The 24,254-nt window shown below is 63.9% G+C and carries 26 protein-coding genes; 14 read left to right on the top strand and 12 right to left on the bottom strand.

Annotated elements, in window-relative coordinates; genetic code table 11:
- Positions 1-125 precede the first annotated feature (125 nt).
- From B2585_RS07630 to B2585_RS07615, 4 genes are all read left to right on the top strand, one after another.
- The gene (locus B2585_RS07630; RefSeq protein WP_292021617.1) at positions 126-944 is read left to right on the top strand and encodes a thymidylate synthase; all 819 of its coding nucleotides are present in this window, start codon (positions 126-128) and stop codon (positions 942-944) included.
- Positions 944-1,423, top strand: coding sequence for a dihydrofolate reductase (locus B2585_RS07625; protein WP_292021615.1), 480 nt, complete (start codon positions 944-946; stop codon positions 1,421-1,423). Before B2585_RS07630 ends, B2585_RS07625 begins: the two co-directional genes overlap by 1 nt.
- Before the next feature lie 137 nt (positions 1,424-1,560).
- The gene (locus tag B2585_RS07620) at positions 1,561-1,935 is read left to right on the top strand and encodes a hypothetical protein (protein WP_292021613.1); all 375 of its coding nucleotides are present in this window, start codon (positions 1,561-1,563) and stop codon (positions 1,933-1,935) included.
- 63 nt (positions 1,936-1,998) lie between these two features.
- The gene (locus B2585_RS07615; protein WP_292021611.1) at positions 1,999-2,397 is read left to right on the top strand and encodes a DUF2177 family protein; all 399 of its coding nucleotides are present in this window, start codon (positions 1,999-2,001) and stop codon (positions 2,395-2,397) included.
- Between the two features lie 66 nt (positions 2,398-2,463).
- On the opposite strand, the gene B2585_RS07610 is transcribed toward B2585_RS07615, so the two are convergent.
- On the bottom strand, positions 2,464-2,670 hold the full coding sequence (locus tag B2585_RS07610; protein WP_292021607.1) for a cold-shock protein: 207 nt from the start codon (positions 2,668-2,670) through the stop codon (positions 2,464-2,466).
- Between the two features lie 81 nt (positions 2,671-2,751).
- Between B2585_RS07610 and B2585_RS07605 the strand changes: the two genes are divergently transcribed.
- Complete coding sequence (locus tag B2585_RS07605; RefSeq protein WP_292021605.1) at positions 2,752-3,159, top strand: arsenate reductase family protein; 408 nt, start codon at positions 2,752-2,754, stop codon at positions 3,157-3,159.
- On the opposite strand, the gene B2585_RS07600 is transcribed toward B2585_RS07605, so the two are convergent.
- From B2585_RS07600 to thrS, 5 genes are all read right to left on the bottom strand, one after another.
- Positions 3,132-3,674, bottom strand: a complete 543-nt coding sequence (locus B2585_RS07600) for a DoxX family protein (protein ID WP_292021603.1) — start codon at positions 3,672-3,674, stop codon at positions 3,132-3,134. The two genes, B2585_RS07605 and B2585_RS07600, sit on opposite strands and share 28 nt — an antisense overlap.
- Positions 3,671-4,384, bottom strand: a complete 714-nt coding sequence (locus tag B2585_RS07595; RefSeq protein WP_292021602.1) for a DNA-binding domain-containing protein — start codon at positions 4,382-4,384, stop codon at positions 3,671-3,673. The genes B2585_RS07600 and B2585_RS07595 overlap by 4 nt, the downstream gene beginning before the upstream one ends.
- 86 nt (positions 4,385-4,470) lie before the next feature.
- Positions 4,471-5,322 (bottom strand): DUF692 domain-containing protein, encoded by an 852-nt coding sequence (locus B2585_RS07590; RefSeq protein WP_292021601.1) that lies wholly within the window; start codon positions 5,320-5,322, stop codon positions 4,471-4,473.
- Between the two features lie 65 nt (positions 5,323-5,387).
- Positions 5,388-5,702: a DUF2282 domain-containing protein gene (locus B2585_RS07585; RefSeq protein WP_292021600.1), complete on the bottom strand. Its 315-nt coding sequence runs from the start codon at positions 5,700-5,702 to the stop codon at positions 5,388-5,390.
- 195 nt (positions 5,703-5,897) lie between these two features.
- Entirely contained in the window at positions 5,898-7,847 is a 1,950-nt protein-coding gene (thrS, locus tag B2585_RS07580) for a threonine--tRNA ligase (RefSeq protein WP_292021599.1), read from the bottom strand.
- Positions 7,848-8,071: 224 nt separating this feature from the next.
- On the opposite strand from thrS, the gene B2585_RS07575 reads away from it, so the two are divergent.
- The 4 genes from B2585_RS07575 to B2585_RS07560 all read left to right on the top strand — a co-directional run bounded on the left by B2585_RS07575 (position 8,072) and on the right by B2585_RS07560 (position 11,893).
- A complete protein-coding gene (locus tag B2585_RS07575) occupies positions 8,072-9,052 on the top strand; it encodes a glycosyltransferase family 2 protein (protein ID WP_292021598.1) in 981 nt (326 codons plus the stop codon).
- 79 nt (positions 9,053-9,131) lie between these two features.
- The gene (locus tag B2585_RS07570; protein ID WP_292021597.1) at positions 9,132-10,373 is read left to right on the top strand and encodes an MFS transporter; all 1,242 of its coding nucleotides are present in this window, start codon (positions 9,132-9,134) and stop codon (positions 10,371-10,373) included.
- A gap of 69 nt (positions 10,374-10,442) precedes the next feature.
- Positions 10,443-11,186 carry an alpha/beta hydrolase gene (locus B2585_RS07565; RefSeq protein ID WP_292021596.1) on the top strand — a complete coding sequence of 248 codons (744 nt, stop codon included), beginning with the start codon at positions 10,443-10,445 and terminating at the stop codon, positions 11,184-11,186.
- A complete protein-coding gene (locus B2585_RS07560; protein WP_292021595.1) occupies positions 11,183-11,893 on the top strand; it encodes an alpha/beta fold hydrolase in 711 nt (236 codons plus the stop codon). Before B2585_RS07565 ends, B2585_RS07560 begins: the two co-directional genes overlap by 4 nt.
- 34 nt (positions 11,894-11,927) lie before the next feature.
- On the opposite strand, the gene phaZ is transcribed toward B2585_RS07560, so the two are convergent.
- Positions 11,928-13,253: a polyhydroxyalkanoate depolymerase gene (gene phaZ / locus B2585_RS07555; RefSeq protein WP_292021594.1), complete on the bottom strand. Its 1,326-nt coding sequence runs from the start codon at positions 13,251-13,253 to the stop codon at positions 11,928-11,930.
- A 109-nt stretch (positions 13,254-13,362) separates the two neighbouring features.
- On the opposite strand from phaZ, the gene B2585_RS07550 reads away from it, so the two are divergent.
- From B2585_RS07550 to B2585_RS07530, 5 genes are all read left to right on the top strand, one after another.
- A complete protein-coding gene (locus B2585_RS07550) occupies positions 13,363-15,159 on the top strand; it encodes a PHA/PHB synthase family protein (protein ID WP_292021593.1) in 1,797 nt (598 codons plus the stop codon).
- A gap of 144 nt (positions 15,160-15,303) precedes the next feature.
- Positions 15,304-15,747, top strand: a complete 444-nt coding sequence (locus B2585_RS07545; protein ID WP_292021592.1) for a phasin family protein — start codon at positions 15,304-15,306, stop codon at positions 15,745-15,747.
- Positions 15,748-15,942: 195 nt separating this feature from the next.
- Positions 15,943-16,506, top strand: coding sequence for a polyhydroxyalkanoate synthesis repressor PhaR (gene phaR, locus B2585_RS07540; protein WP_292021591.1), 564 nt, complete (start codon positions 15,943-15,945; stop codon positions 16,504-16,506).
- Positions 16,507-16,548: 42 nt separating this feature from the next.
- The gene (locus tag B2585_RS07535) at positions 16,549-17,511 is read left to right on the top strand and encodes a LysR family transcriptional regulator (RefSeq protein WP_292021590.1); all 963 of its coding nucleotides are present in this window, start codon (positions 16,549-16,551) and stop codon (positions 17,509-17,511) included.
- Positions 17,512-17,651: 140 nt separating this feature from the next.
- On the top strand, positions 17,652-18,842 hold the full coding sequence (locus B2585_RS07530; protein WP_292021589.1) for an MFS transporter: 1,191 nt from the start codon (positions 17,652-17,654) through the stop codon (positions 18,840-18,842).
- 69 nt (positions 18,843-18,911) lie between these two features.
- Here the strand turns inward: B2585_RS07530 and B2585_RS07525 are convergent, their stop codons facing one another.
- The 5 genes from B2585_RS07525 to B2585_RS07505 all read right to left on the bottom strand — a co-directional run bounded on the left by B2585_RS07525 (position 18,912) and on the right by B2585_RS07505 (position 24,234).
- The gene (locus B2585_RS07525; RefSeq protein ID WP_292021588.1) at positions 18,912-20,129 is read right to left on the bottom strand and encodes a DegT/DnrJ/EryC1/StrS family aminotransferase; all 1,218 of its coding nucleotides are present in this window, start codon (positions 20,127-20,129) and stop codon (positions 18,912-18,914) included.
- Between the two features lie 145 nt (positions 20,130-20,274).
- The gene (locus B2585_RS07520) at positions 20,275-21,636 is read right to left on the bottom strand and encodes a glutamine synthetase family protein (RefSeq protein ID WP_292021587.1); all 1,362 of its coding nucleotides are present in this window, start codon (positions 21,634-21,636) and stop codon (positions 20,275-20,277) included.
- Complete coding sequence (locus B2585_RS07515) at positions 21,636-22,313, bottom strand: type 1 glutamine amidotransferase (RefSeq protein ID WP_292021586.1); 678 nt, start codon at positions 22,311-22,313, stop codon at positions 21,636-21,638. The genes B2585_RS07520 and B2585_RS07515 overlap by 1 nt, the downstream gene beginning before the upstream one ends.
- Positions 22,314-22,546: 233 nt before the next feature.
- A complete protein-coding gene (locus B2585_RS07510) occupies positions 22,547-23,353 on the bottom strand; it encodes an ABC transporter permease (protein ID WP_292021585.1) in 807 nt (268 codons plus the stop codon).
- Positions 23,350-24,234: an ABC transporter permease gene (locus B2585_RS07505; protein ID WP_292021584.1), complete on the bottom strand. Its 885-nt coding sequence runs from the start codon at positions 24,232-24,234 to the stop codon at positions 23,350-23,352. The genes B2585_RS07510 and B2585_RS07505 overlap by 4 nt, the downstream gene beginning before the upstream one ends.
- Between the last annotated feature and the right edge of the window lie 20 nt (positions 24,235-24,254).

The raw sequence follows: 24,254 nt of genomic DNA, 5'->3' as shown, positions 1-24,254 counted from the left end.
ACCGCAACTGTCAAGAATCCCCCACGCCGCAGGGCCCGCGCCCCTAGTGGTTGTCTGTATAATTTTCGCAACATATGGTGGGCGCACCGCTTCCTCGGGAAGGAGTCGGGACAAGGGAGATCGCCATGCGTCAATACCTGGATGCGCTCAGAACCGTGCTGGACGAGGGGTCGCTCTCGAGCGACCGGACCGGGACCGGCACGACCTCCTATTTCGGGCTTCAGTGCCGGTATCCGCTGGCCGATGGCTTCCCGCTCGTCACCACGAAGAAGCTTCACCTTCGCTCGATCGTTCACGAGCTTCTGTGGTTCCTCTCGGGCGACACGAATATCGGCTACCTGAAGGAAAACGGCGTTTCGATCTGGGATGAATGGGCCGACGAGAATGGCGACCTCGGCCCGGTCTACGGCCACCAGTGGCGGCATTTTCCGAAACTCTCGCGTGGGCCGGACGGAGCGCCGGTGATCGGGGAGGTGGACCAGATCGCCGATCTTGTGGAGCAAATCCGAAAGACACCCGACAGCCGCCGGCTCATCGTCTCGGCCTGGAACCCCGGCGACGTGCCCGACATGGCTTTGCCGCCGTGCCATACGCTCTGGCAGGTGCGCATCATTGGCGGCAAGCTGCACCTTCAGCTCTACCAACGTTCCGCCGACATGTTCCTCGGCGTGCCGTTCAACATCGCGTCCTATGCGCTCCTTCAGGTTATGCTCGCCCATGTGACCGGGTACGAGCCGGGGGATTTCGTCCACTCAATCGGTGACGCGCATATTTATTCCAACCACATGGACCAAGTGCGTGAACAACTTTCACGCGATCCGCGACCGCTGCCGCAGATCGAGATCGGGCGCGACGTCCGTTCGATTTTCGATTTCCGTTACGACGACTTCACTTTCCCGGGCTACGACCCGGCCCCCGCGATCCGCGCGCCGGTGGCTGTCTGATGCTGACGCTGGTGGTGGCCCGGGCGCGGGGCGGTGCCATCGGACGAGATGGCGACATCCCGTGGCGGGCGCCGGAAGACTTGAAGATGTTTCAACGCGAAACAACCGGAGGCGCGCTCGTCATGGGGCGCAGGACGTGGGAAAGCTTGCCGGTGAAGCCGTTGAAAAATCGGCTGAATATTGTGGTTTCCTGCGACAGGTCCCTGACAGAGAACGTGGCGGCGTCGGTCGGCGAGGCGGTCTCGCTGGCGCGGGCGGCGGGTTACACGCGTGTCTACGGGATCGGCGGGGCGGGCATCTATGAGGCGCTTCTGCCACGCGCCGACCGGCTTCTCGTGACCGAGGTGGAACTCGACGTGCCAGATGCGGACGCGTTCTTTCCCGCCTTTGACGAGGCCGCTTGGCGCGAGGTTCACGCGGCCCCGTTACGCGCTGCCGACCCGGCCTGCCGGCTGCGCGACCTCGTGCGCTGCGGCTGACCTGTTGCCTATCTGCACAACCTGAGCCTGTATCTTTTTGCGAGGCAGACGCGTTATTGCGCCCTTTACGAAGCTCCTCCTAAATTCACGGCATGGGACATTTTACATTCAGGGGCGCGGTCGCCGTAGCGATCGTGATGGCAGCAACCACACCGCAGAACGCGCTCGCAAAGGGTGCCTGGGAATGCGGGTTCGAGGATGTGCGCGCGGTTGAAGAGGTGCGGGCACAACGGGAAGCGACACTCTCGCAACGCTATTTCGTCACCGACGAGGGTCGGGTAGAGGTCGTTCGCATCGTCGTTGAGCCTCCGCGCCGGTGGCCGTTTCTCGATCTCCTTGCACTGGACCTCAAACGTCGCCTCGGCATCACGACCGGCGAAGGCTTCGTTGGCCGCTTTCTTGGCGTCGAAGGTCGCGTGGAACAGGCGACGGCCGACATCAACACCGAACTTCGCGACTGGGAACTCTCCCCGGTGAAGCGCGTGCGCCACAGTCCAAGCCGCCGGTGCTGATTTTTTGGATCCGTTCGCCGGGTCAGCGCGTAACTCCTTTGAAAACAAAGCTGAGGTTACGCGATGCAGCCTGTCCTGCTCTACATAATCACCGCCGTTCTTTTCCTCGGCATTGATGCCGTGATGCTGAACAAGGTGATGAAACCACTGTTCGACCAGCATCTTGGCGACTGGCTCCAGATGCCGATCCGGATCGTACCTGCCGCCGTATTTTACTTGTTTTACGTCGGCGGACTTGTCTGGCTGGTGTCGCTCCCCGCACTGAAGAACGACACGCCGGTCTCGGCGCTGATCGGCGGCGCCGTGATCGGAGCGATGGCCTACGGGACATACGAATTCACCAACTACGCGACCCTGCGCCTCTGGGCGCCGCAGATGGTGGCGACCGACGTGATCTGGGGAACCGTCCTGACAGGGTTCTGTGCTTGGGCGGGCGTCATGATCGTGCGCGCAGTCACCTGAGGCACAGCCGAAACAAAGAAACCCCGCGCTGGACGCGGGGTTTCACCCTGTCCGTTACGAGCTGTGTCAGAGCGTCCTGAGGTCGCCCGCGCTTTCCCGACCGTCACGGCCCGGGATCATCTCGTATTCGACCTTCTGGTTGTCGGCCAGGCCCGTCAGTCCGGCGCGCTCGACGGCTGAAATGTGTACGAACACATCCTTGCCGCCGTCGTCGGGCGCGATGAAACCATAGCCTTTGGTCGCATTGAACCATTTCACGGTGCCGGTGGGCATTCCGTCTCTCCTTCAAGTTGTCCGCCCACGGTATTGCGGCGGGTTGGTGCAGCCAGGTCTTCAGCTGCCCCGGAAGGAGCATTGGTCTGGAAGTACTTGTCTCACACCTCAACGATGCGTCAAAAACGCGAAAACTCAAGTGAAGATTTTTCGAAAGGTGGTGCCATGCGGGTCTACGGGATCAAGAGCTGCGACACGGTGCGGCGGGCGATGAAAGAGCTCGCGGCGGCGGGAAAAACGCCGGAACTTGTCGATATTCGCGAGGCACCGCTGCAAATATCTGATCTGCAAGCGTTCTTCGATGATTTTGGCGATGCGTTAGTGAACAAGCGTTCCACCACATGGCGCGAGCTCGATGGCGAGGCGCGAACCGGCGATCCGGTTGCGCTGATTCTTGCTTATCCGACACTCATGAAGCGCCCGGTCGTCGAAGACGGCGGGCGCCGCACGCTTGGCTGGGATCAGGCCGCAAGGGCCGCCTGGCTCTGAAAGCGTCGTCCCAGGAGCCGGTCCAGAGATAGCGGGCCAGGCCCCGTAAAGACGAGCGTGAGAAGCAATGTAACCCACATCAGGCGCTGGTCGAGGATCAGGCTGTCAGGCACCCGGTCGAACCAGGCCCCCAGCGTCTCGGGCTGGCCGAGCGCGCCGTGGCCGAAAAGATCGGTGAGCGTTTGAACGACCACGAAGCCGATCATGCCAAGTGCGGCAAGGCGCGTGAGCAGGCCGACGATGAGGAGCGCGGGGAGCACAAACTCCGCTGCGGTCCCGGCAGCCACAACGAGCGCATGAAACACGCCAAGCTGCGAAGCGTCATAATTCACCGCTTCCATCGCCTTCGGGAAAATCTGGGCATAGCCGTTCACCGAAAGGCTCCCCCCGTCGAGTTTTGTGAGCGCTGAAGCCCAGAAATACCCGGCCAGTGTGGCCGCGAAGGTGACACGCAGCAACGTCCCGATGACGGGCGAAGTTGCTGCGTCCAGGCGGGTGAGGATGGACTGGATCATGCGGGCACCTCCACGGTGATGATGGCCTTGCGGGCGATGAGCCGGGCGAGGGCGGTTGCGAGATCGAGATCGGGAACCGAGGCGGCGGCCTCGGCCAGTGTCGCGGTGCCGAGAGCGTTGAAGAAGCGGGCCTCGGTCGCCGGAATGGGTTCGGCCAGCGGATCCCAGTCTGCGCGGGTGATGAGCACCGATTGCGCACCTGACGTGGGTTTGGGCGCGTCCGGGTCCATGTTGATCCGCCAGATCGCGTGGATCGGGTAAGGAGACGAGAGCACGGCAACCGCCGGGGCCAGCGTGAGCCGCGCGTCGTCGATGTCGGGCCGATTGAGCGCATCGGGTGCGACGGCCACGCAGTCAGCGGCGTGATAGGCCCGGCGCAGCGCCAGCTCCAGCCGCGCGATGTCCGGGAGATACGGCAAACTCCGCGCCGGGGGGAAGTTTTCAAGGAAAGCGGGGAACGCGGTGCCGTAGGTAAAAAGGACCGGCGAGTCCGGCGGGTGGGTGCGCACGAATGCCCCAGCCATCGCCGCGAAGAACTCTTCACCGACGAGCCGTCGAACGACAGGGAACCCGTCGCGCATCGCCTGAACGAGCGAGGACATGACGTTGTTGCGGTAAACGTCGAACCGTCGGCCCGGGGGCTGGCCCTGCGGGTCTGAAAGCCCCTCTGGCGCGCGATCGGGGTCGAGCAGGGCGGTGTTCCAGGTCATCTCCTGCACCTCCGGGCTTTGGCCGTGGCGGCTGTCTCTCGCCTGTTGGAAAAATCTCTTTTTGGCAGAATCTTGGGTCGCATTCCTCATGCATTCACCCGGCCCAGAATTGTCGCGGCGCGGGCAGCTTCCTCTTTCAGGACCTCCCATTCCGGCACGTCGTTGTCCCATTCGATCAGGGTGGGTTTGGGCCCCATCCACCGCACGGTTTCGGCGTAGAGCGTCCAGACCGGATCGACCACCTCCGACCCGTGCGCGTCGATCAGGAGCGGTGCGCCCGCGTCGTCCTCGTCCGCGTCATGTCCGCCCAGATGAACCTCGCCGACCGCGTGGAGCGGAAATGCCGCGAGGTAGTCGCGGGGGTCGGTCTGCTGGTTGGTGCAGGCGACGAAGACATTGTTGATGTCGAGCAGCAGGCCGCAGCCCGTCCGCCGCACGAGCTCCGAGAGAAAATCGGTCTCGGCCATCGTCGACTCGGAAAAGGCGAGGTAGGTTGAGGGGTTCTCGAGCAGCATCCGCCGCCCAAGCGCCTCCTGCACCTCGTGAATGTGCCGCTCGACGCGGGCCAGCGTCTGAGGTGTGTAGGGGAGCGGGAGAAGGTCGTTGAAATAGGTGCCGCCATGCGATGACCAAGCGAGATGTTCCGAGAAACTCGCGGGATCGAGCCAGCCGATCAACCGCTTGAGCCGGGCGAGGTGATCCGCGTCCAGCGGCTCATCGCCACCGATCGACAGCCCAACGCCGTGGACCGAGATCGGAAACCGCTCGGCGAGCGCGCGCAGTTGCGCCAGCGGTCGCCCGCCGTCGCCCATGTAGTTTTCCGCGTGAATTTCCAGCCACTTGGCCGCCCCACTGTCCGAGATAACCTCGGCATAATGCTGTGGTTTGAACCCCACGCCGGGCGCGGGTGGCAGTTTGTGTCCCGTCATGTCGAGCATCGTCCCCTCCCGACTTGTGTCTGGTATGGCGCGGGCAGAGAGCCGTCCCGCCCGCGCCGGGGGCGTTAGCCGTCCATCGGCAGGTCGCGGTCGAGCGGCTCGAGCGAGCCCATGCGTTCCGTCATGTCCTCGGTCATCGAGGCTTCGATGGTCATCTCTTCGCAGGTGCCGGCAGGCACGAGCGACCATGCGTTGCCCTGATAGTCGACTTTGGACGTGCCAGCACAGGTCGTGCCCGGGCCCGCGGCGCAGCCGTTTTCGCCGGCTTTGGCGACGCCGTAGCATTTCTCCATATCCTGTGCGTGGGCAGGGAGAGTGAGCGATGCGAGAGCGGTCGCGACGGCGCCGGCCACGGCGGCAGTGGAAAGTTTCTGGGTCAAAGGTCTGTCCTCCAAGTTGCATTCTGTTCCGCGTCTTTGCGGTGACCAATTGCTAGCCCCGGAGGTGCGTCACAGACCATTCACGCGCCTATGCAGCGCGGCCCTGTGACGCAGTGAAACAAACGCTTTCGTGAATTGAACGTGAAACGGGCGGCCACGCGGACCGCCCGTTTCGTTTGAAATCAATGGGTTGGATCAGGCGAGGTCCGGCGGTGTCGCCTCAGTCGAGAGTTCTTGTACCACTTCGTCCAAAGCGACAACCCGCGTCTGCTTCTCGCCCAACCGGCGGAGTGTAACAGTCCGGTCCTCAACTTCCTTCATCCCGATGGCCAGAATGACCGGAACCTTGCCGACCGAGTGCTCGCGGACCTTGTAGTTGATCTTCTCGTTGCGGATATCGGCCTCGGCACGCACGCCCTTGGCGCGCAACTCTGCCACCACCTCTTGCACATAATCGTCGGCGTCCGAAACGATCGACGCGACGACCACCTGACGCGGGGCGATCCAGAACGGCAGCTTGCCCGCGTGTTCCTCGATCAGGATGCCGATGAACCGCTCGAACGACCCGAGCGTCGCGCGGTGCAGCATCACCGGGTGGTGCTTGGCCCCGTCCTCGCCCACATAGTTCGCGTCGAGCCGTTCCGGCGTCACGAAGTCCACCTGCAACGTCCCGCACTGCCAGTCGCGCCCGATGGCGTCGGTCAGCACGAATTCCAGCTTCGGACCATAAAACGCGCCTTCGCCCGGGTTGAGCTCCACGTCGTTCGTCACCTTGTGGGTGGCGTCGAGCAGGGCCTTTTCCGCCTTGTCCCAGATCTCGTCCGATCCGGCCCGCGTATCGGGGCGGTCGGAGAACTTGATCTTGTAGGTCGGAAAGCCGAGGTCGCGGTAGATGTTCGCGAGGAACGTAATGAACTTCTCCGTTTCCTCCTCGATCTGGTCCTCGGTGCAGAAGATATGCGCGTCGTCCTGCGTAAACCCGCGCACCCGCATGATCCCGTGCAGTGCGCCCGAGGGTTCATAGCGGCTGCACGACCCGAATTCGGCCATGCGCAGCGGCAGGTCACGGTAGGACTTGAGGCCCACATTGAAAATCTGGACGTGACATGGGCAGTTCATCGGCTTGAGCGCGTTGATCGCCTTTTCGCGCGCGTGCTCCTCGTCCACTTCGACGATGAACATGTTTTCCTGGTATTTCTCCCAGTGGCCCGACGCCTCCCACAGCTTTCGGTCGACGACCTGCGGGGTGTTCACCTCGACATAGCCGCCGGCCTTCTGCTGGCGGCGCATGTAATCCTGAAGCGTGGTGTAGATCGTCCAGCCGTTCGGGTGCCAGAACACCTGACCGGGGGCCACTTCCTGCATGTGGAACAGGTCCATCTCGCGACCCAAACGGCGGTGGTCGCGCTTCTCGGCTTCTTCGAGGAAGGTGAGGTGCTTCTTCAGGTCGTCACGGTTCTTGAACGCGACGCCATAGATCCGCTGAAGCATCGGGCGGCTGGAGTCGCCGCGCCAGTAGGCCCCGGCGACTTTCATCAGTTTGAAGGCGTCGGCGGGCACCTGTCCCGTGTGCTGAAGATGCGGGCCACGACACAGATCCTGCCACTCACCGTGCCAGTACATGCGGATCGGCTGGCCGTCGTCGGGAATGGCGTTGACCAGCTCGACTTTGTAAGGCTCGCCCGTCTCCTCATAGTGCGCGATGGCGTCGGCGCGCGACCAGACTTCGGTGCGGACCTCGTCGCGGGCGTTGATGATTTCCTTCATCTTCGCCTCGATCTGACCGAGGTCTTCGGGCGTGAAGGCCTCCTCGCGGTCGAAGTCGTAGTACCAACCGTGTTCGATGACGGGGCCAATGGTGACCTTGGTCTCCGGCCACAGCTCTTGCACGGCGCGCGCCATGATGTGGGCCGCGTCATGGCGGATCAGCTCCAGCGCCTGCGCGTCGTCCTTCATCGTGTGAATGGCGATCTCGGCGTCGCCCTCGATCGGCCACTGAAGATCGTAATGCGCACCATTCACGGTCGCGGAAATCGCCTTCTTCGCCAGAGAGTTGGAGATATCGGCGGCGACATCGGCAGCGGTTACGCCAGCGTCGTAAACGCGCGAATTACCATCGGGGAATGTCAGGGAAATATGGCTCATGGCCAGTCTCCTCGTCAGTTTGGCGCCCACGGAACGCCCGGTTGCGGGTTATGATGGGGCGGATGTGCCCGCAGGTGCCGGCAAAGTCAATGCCCGCGCTCTGAGCGCATCTGCCTCGTGGCCGGTGCAGCACGGCTTGACCCTCTTGGGTGCCGGTGCAATCGTCGCGCGCAACGATGCGGCGCGGGTTTTGAACGCGGCGTGCCCCAGTCGGTCGAGGGACCATGTCCGCGCTTTTTTCCGTCGTCACGCCCGCTTACAACCGGGCTGGCCTCATCGAAGAGACGCTCGAAAGCGTCTGGCGTCAGGACCATCGGCCGGTGGAGCATATCGTCGTGGACGATGGGTCATCCGACGCGACGGTGCAGGTGGTGCGCGACTGGATCGCGGGCCTTTCCGGGCGCGACGGGTTCGATCCGGACAGCTATCGTGTGCGGCTTATCGAGCAGGAGAACGCCGGCGCGAGCGTCGCGCGCAACACCGGGCTCGAGGCGGTGACGGGCGACTACGTCTATTTCCTCGATTCCGACGACCAGATGGAGGCCGGCACGCTTGCGGCCCTCACTGAAGCCTACTCTGATGGCGCAGATATGGTCTTTGCCGGGTTTCGGCGCTTCGATGAGGCGACCGGGGAGATAATCATGGAGCAGATCCCGGACCCCTCCCTGCGCCTCGTCCATCGCACTATGATCGGGCGGCTTTGGGGCAACGCGGGGCGCATCAGTCTTACCACAGCCTTTGCGCGCGAGATCGGACCTTGGGATGCGACGTTTGCGCTGTTCGAGGACCGCGAATACAGCGAACGCGCCGTGATGATGGCGCAGCGGCTGGCGATCCTGCCGCGCTCGCTCGTGCGGGTGCGCACCGGGGCGGGGCCACGCCAGAACGATGCCCTGCGCAGCAAACGCGGCCGCCGTTTTCGCGTCGCCGCGGAAGAGAAGCTGGCCGAGCGTGCCCGGGCGCGAAACGACGTGACGCGCGCGGATTGGGGCGCCTTCCGCTCGCGTCTCTACGCGCTGTCCTTCCGGTCTTTTGCGCAGGGGTGGCTTGGGCACGGACGGCGGGCCCGGGCGCTGGCCGATAGTATCGACGCGCCGCTCGACCGCCAGGGGCGTCTTCGACGCCTCGCGGCTCGTGGCGGCGTGGCGGGTGGGGCCGCCTACGTCGGTCTCGGGTGGCTCAAGAACCGATTGCGGGGGAGGTGAGCGGGTTCTTTTTGAGAACCGATCCGCGAACTGTCGCGTAAAACCCACCTCACGCCAGCCGAAAGCCAGCAAGAGACCCATGATCAAAGACGCCTACACGTCCCTCGCCGGGGAGCCGGAATACGACCACGAAGCTTCCAACGGGCTGAAGCACGTCGCCTCGCTCACGATGACGAAACTCGCGGACGGGCTGATCAATCCCAAGCTGGTGCTCGCCTTCCTGCTGAATGCGCTCGGCGCTTCCGGTGCATTCGTCTCGGCGCTTGTGCCGCTTCGCGAAGCGGGTGCGCTCCTGCCGCAGGTTTTCCTCGCCCACCGGCTCGACCAGATGCGCGCGCGGCGCTGGATGTGGGTCGCGGGCAGCGTGGGTCAGGGCGTCGCCGCAGCCGCCATCGCGATCGCTGCCCTGACGCTGGAGGGCGCGGCGGCCGGCTGGGCCTTCGTCGGCGGCGTCGCGCTCTTGGCGCTCAGCCGGGCTGCGGCGTCGGTCAGCTACAAGGACATCCTCGGGCGCACGGTAGGCAAACGACGGCGCGGGTCCGTCACAGGGCTCGCGGGTTCGGTCGCCTCTGCGGGCGTGGCGGTTTTCGCGTTGCTGCTGGTCCTGGGTTGGCTCGACGGCACGGCCGCACTCGCCATTGCGGTCGCCCTCTCTGCCGTTCTCTGGTTCGCGGCTGCGGCGCTGTTTTCCACGCTGAAAGAGGCGCCCGCAGAACCGGGCCAGGGCGGCGAAGCGTTGCGGCCCTGGAAGGTCTTGCGAAGTGACCCGGTCTTCGCGCGGTTCGTCGTGGCGCGCGGTTTTCTGACCGCCACCGCGCTCGCCCCGCCGTACCTCGTGCTTCTGTCGGGAGAATCTGACAGCGGTCTGGGGCAACTCGGCGCACTGGTGATTGCCTCCGCTGCTGCGTCCTTTTTGTCCTCCTACGCCTGGGGCCGGTTCTCCGACCGGTCCTCGCGCCGCGTGCTGATCGCGGCGGGAGTGCTGGGTGCCACTGCCATGGCGGCGGCCGTGGGCCTCAAGCTCGCGGGCCTCGCCGCGGCGATCTGGGCGATGCCGGTGGCGCTCTTCGTCCTGATGATCGCCCACCACGGGGTGCGTCAGGGGCGCTCCACTTACCTCGTCGATCTCGCGACGGACGACACGCGCGCCGCCTATGCCGCGACGGCCAACACGTTCATCGGCGGGCTTCTGCTGATCTCTGGCGCCTTCGGCGGAGCCCTGTCTTTCATCGGTCCAGCGGCTGCGCTGACAGGCTTCGGGGCCATGGCGCTCGTGGGAGCGGGCGTGGCATTTGGGCTGAAGGAAGCCGAGCACGGCTGACCCCCTTTCCAACCCGCGACCGGTGTTGCAGGATCGCGCGCAAACGACAGGGACAAAGGGGCAGCACGCGTGAGCGAGCCAAGCTATCACGAGACCGCCGAAGGGCGGCGCATCGCGTTTCACAAGACGGACGGAAAAGGGCCGGGGGTCATCTTCCTCGGGGGCTTCAAGTCGGACATGGAGGGCACCAAGGCCATCGCGCTCGAGGACTGGGCCAAGGCCAACGGGCGCGCGTTCCTGCGCTTCGATTACTCGGGCCACGGGCAGAGCTCGGGCGAATTCGTCGACGGCTGCATCGGTGACTGGGCGGCGGATGCACGTTCTGTGATCGCGGCCGAAACGACGGGGCCGCAGGTGTTCGTCGGTTCGTCCATGGGCGGCTGGATCACCGCGATCCTGACCCGCGAAATCAAGGAAAAGTTCGCAGGGTTCGTCGGCGTCGCCGCAGCGCCGGATTTCACCGAGGACAGCATGTGGCGCGACTTCTCGGATTTCGAGAAGGCCAAGCTGAACCGCGATGGCCTGGTGCTCCTCCCCTCGGAGTACGGCGACCCCTATCCGATCACCAAGCGGCTGATCGAAGACGGGCGCGAGCAACTGGTGCTGCGCCGCCCGCTGCCGATGAAGTTCCCGGTCCGGCTGTTGCAAGGCACGGCGGATGCCGATGTGGAGCGCGACGTGGCGCTCAACCTGCTCGACCATATCGACGGTGAGGACGTGCGCCTGACCTTCGTCAAAGGGGCCGAACACCGGTTTTCCGACCCTGCAGCCCTCGCGCTCCTTCTGCGCACGGTCGAAGAGGTCATCGGATGAAGGACGCGGTCTTGCTGGTGCCCGGCATGATGTCGGACGCGCGGGTGTTCGGCCCGCAGATCGAAACGCTCTCGCGCAGCCATGCGGTCACGGTCGCCAACGTCTCTGACGCCCACTCGATCCGCGAGATGGCCGCAGACATCCTGTTCCAGGCGCCCTCGCGCTTCGCGCTCTGCGGGCACGCGATGGGCGGTGTCGTCGCGATGGAGATCCTGCGGCGCGTGCCGGAACGTGTGACGCGGCTCTGCCTTATCTCCACGACTCCGCTGCCTGAAACGCCCGAACAGGCGGTCTGGCGCGAACCCCAGATCGTCAAGGCTCAGGCGGGGCGGTTGGAGGAGGCGATGGCCGACACCCTCGCCCCGGACAATTTCGCGCCGGGGCCCAGCCGGGGCCGGGTGATCGAGACGATGCAGGCCATGGCGCGCGCCCATGGCTCGGAAGTGTTCGTGCGCCAATCGCGCGCGATGCAGCGCCGTCCGGACGCACAGAAGGCCCTGCGCAGCCTCAAGATGCCGTCGCTCGTGCTCTGCGGCGAACACGATCAGATCACCCCGGTCAAACGCCACACGTTCATGGCCGAACTCATACCCTATGCAGAACTCGCGATCATCGAGGATGCGGGGCACGTGCCGATGTTGGAAACACCGGAAAAAGCCACGCTCGCGATGCAAGCGTGGCTCGATCTTCCGATGGTCCTGAAGTAGGGCGGGGGCCGCCGCTGCGGCGGCCCGATCCGGCTCAGACGGCCTTCAGATTCGGCGTCTTTGCAGCGTCAGGCTTGGCGGTCGCACCGGATTTCTTCGTCTTTTTCTTCTTGGCCTGCTCAGCGTGTTCGCCTGCATGTTCGTCCATGAAGTTCAGCACGAAGGGCCGGATGTTGTTGCGCCACGACTTGCCGGCAAAGATGCCATAGTGGCCCGCGCCATCTTCGAGATGGTGGTTCTTCTTCTCCTCGGGCAGGCCGGTAAGGAGCGGCAGCGCCGCCTTGCACTGGCCGGGTGCCGAGATGTCGTCGTTGGACCCTTCGACCGTCATCACCGCCACGTTGGTGATTGCGCCGATGTCGATCTGGTGTCCGTCCACCACGAATTCGTTTTTGGCGATCTCGCGTTCCTTGAAGATGCGCTCGACCGTCGAGAGATAGAACTCGGCGGTCATGTCCATGACGGCGAGGTATTCGTCGTAGAACTTGTTGTGCTTGTCGTGATCGCCCGCTTCGCCGCGGGCAACCGCCATGACCTGATCCGAAAACGCCTTGCCGTGCTTGTCGGCATTCATCGCCATGAAGGAGGACAGTTGCAGAAGGCCCGGATAGACCAGCCGCCCGGCGCCCGCGTATTTGAAGCCGACGCGCTGGATTGCGGTTTCCTCAAGATACCCCATCGTGACTCGGTTGCCGAAGTCGGTGACATCCGTCGCGTTCGCGTCCGGGTCGATCGGCCCGCCGATGAGGGTCAGGGTCTGCGGTTGCGCTTCGGGGTCGAGCTGGGCGAGGTATGCGGTCGCGGCCAGCACCAGCGGCGCGGGCTGACAGACGGCGACCACGTTGATGTCGGGGCCGAGCTCACGCATGAACTCGGTCACGTAACTCGTGTAGTCCTCGATATCGAACTTGCCCTTGGACACCGGAATGTCGCGCGCGTTGTGCCAGTCGGTGATGTAGACCTCGGCATCGGGCAGGAGCGAGGCGACGGTGGACCGCAGGAGCGTCGCGTAATGGCCCGACATGGGCGCGACGAGGAAGATGCGCCGGTCCTTGGGCTTGCGGCCCTGCACATTGAAATGCACCAGATCGCCGAACGGGCGTTCCACCACCTTCTCGACCGAAACGACATGATCGCGTCCGTCATCGCCTACGACCGAGTAGATACCCCAGTCGGGCTTGGCGACCATGCGCGCGAAGCTGCGCTCGGTGACTTCGCCCCAGGCCGAGAGCCAGTTGAAAAACGGGTTCGGGGTCAGGGCCACGGCGGGTGAATCGCCGATGGCTTTGGCGGTCGCGCCCAGCCATTGGTTCGTGTTTCGAACCGTTTCCATAACATCGTACGTGGCAAGGTAACGCATCGTAAGCCTTTCGGTTGCTTCGTGCAGCCCACGTCCGTTACCCTCGGAGACCGAAGGATGCACGGCGGATTGCTGCACGTGCACAAAAAGATAAGGCGGAAGTGTTCCCATGGCAACTGACGAAGTCAATTCCAAGGAAAGCAGCGAGAAACTCACGGAAAACCTGGGTCGGATCGAGGAGCTGTCGGAGCGCTTCGCTGCTGCACTTGCAAAGAAACAGCCGATTCGACCGTCGCTTCAGGGTCCGGGGCAGGACTTCTATATGAAGACCATGGGCGCCTACTGGTCCGAAATGATGGAAAACCCCGGCAAGATGCTGGAAAATCAGGTCGAATACTGGGGCCGCACGTTGCGCCATGCGGTCGAAGCGCAGCAGGCGATGTTGACGCAGGGCACGACGCCCGAGGACCACACGCCCAAGGACCCGCGCTTTCGCAACCCGCTGTGGGACACGCATCCATATTTCAATTACCTCAAGCAGCAGTATCTCATCACCTCCGAGGCGATGAACGAGGCGGTCGAAGGGCTGGAGGGTCTGGATGACAGCGACCGGCGCCGGGTCACCTTCTTCACGCAACAGATCGTCGACCTGATGTCGCCGACGAACTTCCTCGCCACGAACCCCGACGCGCTTGAGCGCGCGGTTGAGACCGAGGGGCAGTCGCTTGTCGACGGGCTGGAGAACATGATCCGCGATCTCGAACGCCACGACGGCGAACTGGTCGTGACGCTCAGCGATCCCGACGCTTTCAAGGTGGGCGAGAACCTGGGCACCGCCGAAGGCAACGTCGTCTTCCGCAACCGGATGATGGAGCTCATCCAGTACAAGCCGACGACCGAGAAGGTGTATTCGCGCCCGCTCCTCATCTTCCCGCCGTGGATCAACAAGTTCTACATCCTCGACCTCAAGCCCGAGAACAGCCTGATCCGCTGGATCGTGGATCAGGGCTTCACGCTCTACGTCGTGTCCTGGATCAATCCGGACGAATCCTATGCCGACGTGGGGATGGAGGACTACGTCGAAGAGGGGTTCTTCACGGCCATCGACGAAGTCCGCGCCATGACCGGGCAGGACAAGATCAACGTGATCGGCTACTGCATCGCCGGCACCACGCTCGCGCTCACCCTGTCGCTTCTGAAACAGCGCGGCGAAGACAAGATCAACTCGGCCACCTTCTTTACCGCGCTGACGGATTTTTCGGACCGGGGCGAGGTGGGCGTGTTCCTCGACGACGATTTCGTCGACGGGATCGAAGCCGAGGTCGAAGAGACGGGCATTCTGCCCTCGCTCTACATGTCGCGCACCTTCAGCTACCTGCGCTCGCGTGATCTGGTCTACGGTCCGGCGATCAAGTCGTACATGATGGGTGCGGCGCCGCCCGCGTTCGACCTGCTTTACTGGAATGGCGACAGCACGAACCTTCCGGGCCGTATGGCAACGCAATACCTGCGCGGCCTGTGCCAGCGCGACGAGTTCGCGGGCGAGGGGAAGGGCTTTCCCATTCTCGGCACCCGCGCGCGGATCGAAGAGGTGGAGGTTCCGATATGCGCAATCGCCTGCGAGACAGATCACATCGCGGCGTGGAAAAGCTCTTACCGCGGGATGCGCAAGATGGGATCGAAGGACAAGACCTTCATCCTGTCCGAGTCCGGCCATATCGCGGGCATCGTGAACCCCCCGTCCAAGAAGAAGTATGGCCACTACACCAACGAAGACTGGCCGGAAGCGCCCGAGGACTGGCTCGAGGCTGCCGACAAGCATGAGGGCACTTGGTGGCACCGCTGGGGCAAGTGGCTCGCGAAGCGTTCCGGCAAGAAGATCGAGGCGCGTGAGGTGGGCGATTCGGATCATCCGCCGCTCGAAAAAGCACCCGGAACCTATGTCGTCGCGTCGCCAAAGGTCTGATTTTCCCGGCTTTTGACGTTTGGTCACCCTTTTTATGCTGCAGTGCAGAAAAAGGGTTGATTTTCTGCACTGCAGCACGCATATTCTTTGCACACGCAGAAATTCACCCCCGGGCAGTTCCGGGGAAGATCAGGAGATACCACAATGGCCAAGACCACAACCGACTACAGCAAGATGATGCAGGACATGATGGGTTCGTTCCCGATGGACATGTCGGCCTTTGAAGGCGCGATGAAATCCTCCGCCGCCCTCGGCGAGAAGATGACCAAAGTCGCCCTCGAAGCCGCTGACAAGTCGACCGAGATTTCGACTGCCTGGACCAAGTCGACCCTGTCGAAAATGGGCGAGATGACGTCCACGAAAGACGATCCTGCCGACTACACCAAAGCGATGACCGACTTCGCCTCCGCTCAGGCCGAGTCCGCTGCCGAGCACATGTCGGCCTACGCCGAGATCGCCAAGAAAGTCCAGATGGACACCGTCGAGCTGATGCTCGCCGCTGGCAAGGACATGGGCGAAGAAGCCACCGCCGCCGTCAAGAAAGCCACGGACGACGTGACGAAGGCGACGAAAGCCGCCGCGAAGTAAGGATTTCTTGGTCGGCGACCTCCTCCCCGCCGACGAGAACACCCTGGCGGGCCCGACGGGCCCGCCTTTTTTGTGCGCCAAGGCCTGTGAAAGCGGCGCGACAGCGTGACCCCCTTGCTTTTCTTTTCTGCACTGGCGTAGGCTTTTTTCTGCACCGCCGCAGTGCGGGCACATCTAATACGTTGGGAGGACCTCGTGGCCGAAACCAAGGATCCGCTCCTCATCAAGCGCTACGCCAGCCGCCGTCTCTACAATACCGAGACTTCGGACTATGTGACGCTGGAGGATATTGCAGGCTTCATCGCGGAGGGCAGGGAAGTTCAGATCGTGGATCTGAAATCCGGCGACGACCTCACCCGACAATACCTTCTTCAGATCATCGCAGAACATGAAAGCCGGGGCGAAAGCGTCTTGCCGGTGGATGTGCTGACCGACCTTGTCCGCAGCTACACGACGCAAGCGCAAAGCGTCGTGCCGCAGTTCCTCGCCGCCAGCTTCGAGATGCTGCGTGAGGGGCAATCCAAGGTGATGGAAAACATGAGCACCATCCCGAACCCGATGGCCCAGATGCCCGGGTTCGACGCGCTTCAGGCCCAGCAGCAGGCATTCATGAAGGCGATGATGGCCGGCTGGCCGACTGGCGGTGAGGAGGGGGGCGAAACGCCGACCTCCGGCTCAGGCGGCGGCCAGAAGGACGAGGAGCTGGACGAGATCCGCAAACAGCTCGCCGCCTTGCAGAAAAAGCTCTCCGGCATGTAATCCGCCCCGGCCCCGGACCGGGACAACCATACGAGGCCGAAGGTGGTCGAGACCGCAGGACGTATCACCCTCTGGGGGGTCGAGGTTTTTGCCGCCATCGCGGACGAGCGGTCGATTTCGGCGGCGGCCCGGCGCCTCGGCGCGAGTCCGTCGAGCGTGAGCCAGCAGTTGACCAATCTGGAAACCTCCGTGGGGACGGCGCTTATCGACCGGTCCGCACGGCCGCTCGTCTGCACGCCGGCGGGTGAGTTGTTCCGGCGCCGCGCGCTTACCATCCTGAACGAGGCTGAACAGGCCAAGGCCGAACTCGCGGCCGCCGACATGACGCGCCTCAGCCGCTTTCGCATCGGGATGATCGAGGATTTCGACGCCGACGTGACCCCTGCGCTCCTGACCGAACTGGCCCGGGACTGGCCGCGCACCCAGTTCCTGCTGGAAACCGGTGCGTCCCACCGGCTCTTCGATCAACTGGAGGCCCGGGCGCTGGACGTCGTGGTCTCGGCCGATATGGGCGAGGCGGCGGAGGGGCAGGAGGTTCACCCGCTCCTCGAAGAGCCCTTCGTCGCTGCCGTCCCGCGCGGTCAGGTGGTGGGCGAAAACCGGATGGAAGAACTGCGTGCCTTGCCGCTCGTTCAATATTCCGCACGGCACTTCATGGGTCGTCAGATCGCCTCACACCTCGCCACGCAGGATTTCCGTCTGAGCCACAGGTTCGAACTGGACAGCTACCACGCGATCCTCTCGATGGTCGCCGCCGGGGCCGGCTGGACGATCCTCACGCCGCTCGGCGTTCTGCGGGCGCAGCGGTTCGTGCGCGACGTGGACATCATCGAACTTCCGTTCCCCTCCTTCTCCCGTCGCATCACCCTGACCGCCCGGCGCGGGGTGCTGGGCGATCTGCCGGGTGACGTGGCGGACCGTATGAAGCGCCACCTCGGCGAGATGATCATAACCCCGTTTCACGAGCGGATGCCGTGGCTCGCGGACAAGATGCGGGTGCTCTGACCTTTTCGGTGGTGCAGAAAATCCGAAGAAGACCAACTCTGTTGCGAGGCTCTTGCGGGCCTTGCGTGCTCGGCAATTGAACATCGGCCGGGACCGCCGCGTTTTTCACCAGACTGCAACGCGTCTCGGGGAGCACGCACATGACCTGGTTCGGGAACCTGTCGGCCGCGGGTTTCACGGCCACAAGTATCGGATTTGGCCCCGCACGGATGGGCTTCGGTCTGTTCGTGCCCGCCTTCGCAGCGACCTTTTCGCTCTCGTCCGTCGCAGTCGGGGTGGTCTCGAGCCTCGGCTTCGCCGGGTTTTTCTTGGGGCTTCTCGCCGCACAGGCCATGCTCGACAGAAGGGGACCGGCGGCCCCGGTCCTCACCGGCCTCGCCGCAGCCACGGTCGGCCTTGGCATCGTGGCAGCCGCTCCGAACGTGCCGCTGCTCGCGGCGGGCGTGTTCCTCGCGGCGTCGAGCGCGGGGTTCGCGTGGACGCCTTTCAATGACGCCGTGCACCGAAAGATCCGGGAAGTGGACCGCAAGACCGCTCTGTCCGAGATCAGCACTGGCACCAGCGCCGGGATTGCCGTCGCTGGGGCCATCGCGCTCGGCACCGTGTTTCTTGGCGTGCATTGGCGCGTCGGCTGGGCCGTTTTCGCCGCCGCCGCCGCGCTGGCCCTGTACGGCAACTGGCGGGCCCTGCGACAGGTGGACAAGTCCCCCGAACCGCGGCCACAGAAGGGGTGGCGCGACCTCCTGCGCTGGCCCGCCGCGCCGCTATTTGCTGTCGCCTTCGTGTTCGGTGTCACCTCCGCCGTCTACATCTCTTTCGCCGCCGATACCTTCGCACGCGAAGGCGTGTCGAGGATACCGGACGGGGCGGCCCCGGCGCTGGTCTTTATCTTCTACGGCTTCTTCGGTCTCGCGGGACTTGCCACGGGGCGGGTGCGGGATCGCATCGGGCTGACCGTCCTTCTGCGACTCCTCATGTTGATCGGGGCCGGGTCATTGGCCTTGGTCGCGCTGCTCCCGGGAACCTGGCCCGGCCTGATCGGCTCCGCCGGGCTTCAGGGGATGAACGTGATGATGACGAGTGCCGTTCTGGCGTTCTGGTCCGAACGGCTGTTCCCGGGCTGTCCGTCGCTGGCCTTCACCACGGCGTTGCTCGCCACGGCGGCGGGTAACGTCGTCGGTCCCGTGCTGGCGGGACTTGTCGTCGATGGCGCGGGGGCGGGCGTGATGTTCCTGTCGACCGCCGCCCTTCCGCTGGTCACTGCACTTTGTCTCAGGCCGCAAGTTGTCGTGGACCGGGCCGCCGGACAGGCCGGAAAAATGGCGGCCTGACAGGTTGTGTCACCGCCAACGCAAAAGGGTCGCCCGTCGGGGCGGCCCTTGGCGTTCCGGCAAGGTGGCTTACTCCGCCGCGACCGAGGCGGCCTGCTTCACATCCGCCGCCGCAGCGACCAGCGCATCAGCGATGAAGTCGAGTTCGGGCTTTTTCAGACGAACGGGCAGGCGCGTATCGCAGGCTTTCGTGAGCATCCGGTCGGTTCCCGGAAGCGGCCCGGGGTCGCCCAGGAATTCCCAGTTGCGGTAGGCGCGGGCGTTGTCGGTGTGCAGACCGAAGACCTGGACCGAGACACCCCGGCGCTTGGCCGCATCCATGAAGGCGCGGGTTTCGGTTTCGGACATGTCGACGAGGTTGAACTGGATCGAATCCGGCGCGCGGGTCTCGGGTGTCAGGGGCGCGGGCACGTCGATCCAGCGGCTCTCGTTGAGTTTGGCCGCGACGTAGTCGTGGTTGCGCAACCCGTCGGTGACGCGGCGCTCCAGTTCGGGGATCTGAGGGCGGATCACGGCGGCCGACAGGTTCGACAGACGCGTGTTGTAAAGCGGCAGCTTGTTCTGCCAGCGGGCAAAGGCCTCTTCTAGCTCCGTCGAGTTGTCGCCGTGCGGGCCCTTGTGCTTTTTCCAGTTGTGCTCATAGGCACCGGACATGATCACCGCGCGGGCGATGACGTCGGGGTCGTCGGTGATGAGCACCCCGCCTTCGCCGGCGTTCAGCATCTTGTAGGACTGGAACGAGAAACAGCCGATCTTGCCGATCGTGCCGATTTTCTCGCCATGCCAGAGCGTGCCGAGCGAGTGGGCCGCATCCTCGACCACCGGAATGCCCTTGGCGTCGCACAGCGCCATGATCGCATCCATGTCCGACGTATGGCCCCGCATGTGGCTGATGATGACTGCTCCGATCTCGTCCGTGAGCTTGGCGGCGAAGTCGTCCATACCGACGCGGTAGTTGTCCTGCACATCCACGAGCACCGGTACACAGTCGGCGTGCACGACCGAGGAGGGGACCGCGGCGAAGGTGAAGGCCGGGATCAGGACCTTGGTGTCACGGGGCAGCGCCAGCGCCTTGAGCGACAGAAACAGCGCGGCCGAGCAGGAGGCCACGGCCAACGCATACTTGACGCCCATCATGTCGGCGAATTCCCGCTCCAGCAGCGCCACGGGAGCATCCTGCGGCGCGGTGTAGCGGAAAAGATCCCCTGATTGCAGCAGCCGGTCGATCTCGGCGCGGGCAGCTTCAGGGATGGGTTCGGCGTCATAGACGTTGGGGCCCAGGGTCATACTCGTATCCTTTTCGGGTTTTCCGAAGGTGATATTCGGGAAAAGTGTAACACCGCGATAAAGGCGAGGAAAGAAAAATGAAAGGGCGGCGGGGTCTGGAAACCCTCACCGCCCCATTCGGAGGTCTTTGCGGCCCCTCGGGGCGTCAGACGTTGAGCAACAGGTGCTCTCGCTCCCACGGGCTGATGACCGAAAGGAATTCCTGGTATTCCGTGCGCTTCACGATGGAATAGACGCGGGCGAACTCGGGGCCCAGGACCTCGTGCATCTCCTTGGCCTCGTCGAACAGGTCGAGCGCGGACCACAGGTCATGGGGAATTTCCTCGTCCGCCGCATAGGCATCGCCCCGGTACTGCGGTTCGGCCCGCACGTCGTTCATCATGCCAAGGTATCCGGCGGCGAGCGACACAGCCATGGCGAGATAGGGGTTCGCATCCATCCCCGTCAGCCGGTTTTCGATCCGGCGGGAGTCCGGCCCGGACAGGGGGATGCGGATGCCTGTCGTGCGGTTGTCGCGGCCCCAGGCGAGGTTGATGGGGGCCGCGTTGTCGCGCACATACCGGCGATAGCTGTTCACATAGGGTGCCATGACTGCGATCACCTCCGGCAGGTGCTTTTGCAAACCGCCGATGAAGGTGAAAAACGCGTCCGTATCGCCGCCCTGGGGGCCCGCGAAGATGTTTTTTCCGGTGTCGGTCTCCACCACGGAATGGTGGATATGCATGGCGCTGCCCGGCTCTTCGGCGATGGGCTTTGCCATGAACGTGGCGAAACAATCGTGGCGCAGCGCCGCTTCGCGGATCAGGCGCTTGAAGTAGAACACTTCGTCGGCAAGTTTTACCGGGTCGCCATGGCGCAGGTTGATTTCGAGCTGGCCGGCCCCGCCCTCTTGCGTGATCCCGTCGATCTCGAACCCTTGTGCCTCGGCGAAGTCGTAGATGTCGTCGATCACCGGGCCGAACTCGTCCACGGCCGTCATGGAATAGGCCTGACGCGCGGCGGCCGGGCGGCCTGAGCGGCCCATCATCGGCTCGATCTTCTTGGCGGGGTCGAGGTTGCGGGCGACGAGGAAGAATTCCATTTCCGGCGCGACCACCGGCGTCCAGCCCTGGGCGTGGTAGAGCGAGACCACACGCTTGAGCACGTTGCGCGGGGAATAGGGGATCAGCGCGCCGTTTCGGTCATAGGCGTCATGGATGACCTGCAACGTGATGTCGGCGGTCCACGGCGCAGCAGTTGAGGTCGACATGTCGGGCTTGAGGATCATGTCGCGTTCGATGAACCCTTCTTCGCCCGCGGCTTCCCCCCAATCGCCCGTGATCGTCTGGAAGAAGATCGAGTCGGGCAGATGGAAATAGGTCTGGCGCAGGAACTTCTGTGCCGGAACCGCCTTGCCACGCGCTATGCCGGGAAGGTCCGAGACGATGCACTCCACCTCGTCCAACCGTCGTTCGTGGAGATAGGCCTGAGCGGCCTCGGGCAGGTCGAGGGTCCAGTCCTTGGCCATCACTTGGCTCCTTTTTGCAGAAATGCTGCCATGCGGGCCGCAAATTCTGCGTTGTCCGTTGGTTTTTGCAAAGTGGCGCGCGCGGCGGACACAAGATCTGGCGGAACCGTGCCGGAGCGGTGCTCGATGAGGCCGCGCACCATGTCCGCGTCGAATTCCGGATGCGGCTGCACGGTCAGGATGTTCGACCCGATCACCATCGCCGCATTTCGGCAGAAGTCACTCTCTGCAATCACCTGCGCGCCCTCGGGAAGGTCCACGACCTGATCCTGATGCCACGCGTTGAGAGCGAGCTCGGTGTCGCCGAAGTCATAGACCTGCCGCCCGACGGACCAGCCGCCGCGGAATTTCTCGACCTTGCCGCCCATCGCCTGCGCGATGATCTGATGGCCGAAACAGATCCCGACGAGCGGGCGGCCGGAGGCGGCGATCTCGCGGATCAGGTTCTCCAGCGGCGCAATCCAGTCATGGTCCTCGTAGGCGCCGTGGCGCGAACCGGTGATGAGCCAGCCCTGCGCGTCTTCGGCGTTTTCCGGGAATTCCCCATCGACCACATTCCAGGTGCGGAAGATGAAGTCGTGCCCGGCCAGCAGGCGTTCGAACATGCCGGAATAGTCGCCCACCTCACCGATGAGCGCGTCCGGCACGTGGCCGGTTTGCAGGATGCCGATAAGCATGATGCCTCAATTTGATCAAATTTGACGCGACAGTATCCGAGGCGCCGGAGCGCGGCAAGGGGGTCGGTCGCGGCGCACGGGGACGCTTCTTGCGCCGCCCATTGGCAGCCAGTTGTTAACAGTTTCAGCCCCCTGGGGTCCTGGACTCCCAAAGACCGAAAGCGTCCGACGTTCTGTGGTGGCGACCGGGACCGGCAGGACATCTCTGAGCGGTGCCGGAACGTGCGCGGTCCTCAGCGCACCAGCATCGGTCGCAGGCGCATCCTTGGGCGGTACTCCTGCGGCAGGTGTCGCGTCAGCCGCCGGTTGATCGCCCCGAAGACAGTTATGACGGTCAGCGTCAGCAGGATGAAATAGAAGGCGAGGATCGGGTAGGGCACGAAAGGATTGAATGTCTTGTCCGCAAAATAGCTGGCGTAGTACAGCGCGTCGCCCCGCTGCTGCCACGCCGGAAAACCCGAAAAGAACACCAGCGCCGTGGCGTGAAACAGGAAGATCGCCTCGTTCGTATAGGCGGGCCAGGCCAGGCGCAGCATCGTCGGGAAGGTGATCCGCCGGAATCGCTTCCAGCCCATGAGGCCATAGGCATCGGCGGCTTCGAGGTCGCCCTTGGGAATCGACTTCAGTGCGCCGAAAAAGATCTCGCCGGCGTAGGCCGAGGTGTTGAGAAACAACACGATCGTCGCCCCCAGCGCCGCCGAGGTCAGTGGGTCGAAGATCGGCGACACCTGCTTGAGCGAGAGAAAGGCGAAATAGGCGAAGAAAAACTGGATGAAGAGCGGCGAGCCACGGAAAATGAAGATGAACCATTCCGCCGACTTGCGCGCCACCGGATTGCGCGCGGCCTTGCCGAGCGCCACGGTGATCGACAGGAAGAACCCGGCGGCCAGCGCAAGCACCCCGAAGTAGATGTTCCAGATCATGCCCGAGCCGATCAGCGTGAACTGCTGACACAGCGTGAAATCAGTGCGCGGCAACAACCGCTCGCCGATCCCGATGGAACGCAGGCCGTAGTCCATGACTGTTTCCCAGCAACTCATGCGGTGGCCTTTCGCTGCGCTTCCCCGGCGGCGGTCGCCTGACCGTGGGAGAGGCGGGCCATCAGCCGGTCGAGCACGACCTCGGAGACGCGGGTGAGAAGCAGGTAAAAGACGAGAAGTGCACCGAAATAGTACATGCGCCAGTCGCCGTGCGGGAAGTCCGAGAACCGCGCGGTCTTGGACCCGCCCAGTTCGCGCGCCCAGTAGACGATATCCTCGACCCCGAGCAGGAACAGAAGCGGCGTGGCCTTGATGAGGATCATCCAAAGGTTCGACAGGCCCGGCAGCGCATAGACCCACATCTGCGGCACGAGGATCCGCCAGTAGGCTTGCCGGTGCGTCATGCCATAGGCCTCGGCGGTTTCCATTTGCGCACGCGGGACCGAGCGCATGGCCCCGTAGAGCACATTGGCCGCGAAAGCGCCGAAGACGATGGCGAAGGTCAGGACGGCGAGCGCGAAGCCATAGCTTTCATGCACCCATTGAGGCGAGGACGAAAGCGGCAGCTTGGCCTGCGCGCAGACGACGAAATCGCTGCCTTGCCGGATCGGCGCGTCCCAGTCCGGGCATTTCACCTGATGGCGCAGCCACTCGAAGGCTTGATCGAGCGCGATGACGAAGAACAGGAAAAACGCGATGTCCGGTACGCCGCGCACGATGGACGTATATCCCTTGCCCAGCCAACGCAGCGGCGCCACGCGGGACCGGGCGGCCCCGGCACCTGCGAACCCGAAGGCGAGCGAGACGGGCGCTGTAACGAGCAGGAGCAGCATCACGGTCCCGAAGGACTGGTAGAACAGGAGGTGCTTGCCGCTCGTGAGATAGCAGGTCAGCCACTGAACCCCCGCAAGGGCTTGGGGGTCGTCGCAGACCTCAAGCACGCGCCGGGACCTTTCCGGCG

The sequence above is a fragment of the Maritimibacter sp. UBA3975 genome (genome assembly GCF_002384975.1).
Taxonomy (GTDB): Bacteria; Pseudomonadota; Alphaproteobacteria; order Rhodobacterales; family Rhodobacteraceae; genus Maritimibacter.
The sequence above is the reverse complement of the archived record's forward strand: the minus strand, read 5'-3'. Positions and strand labels throughout refer to the sequence as shown.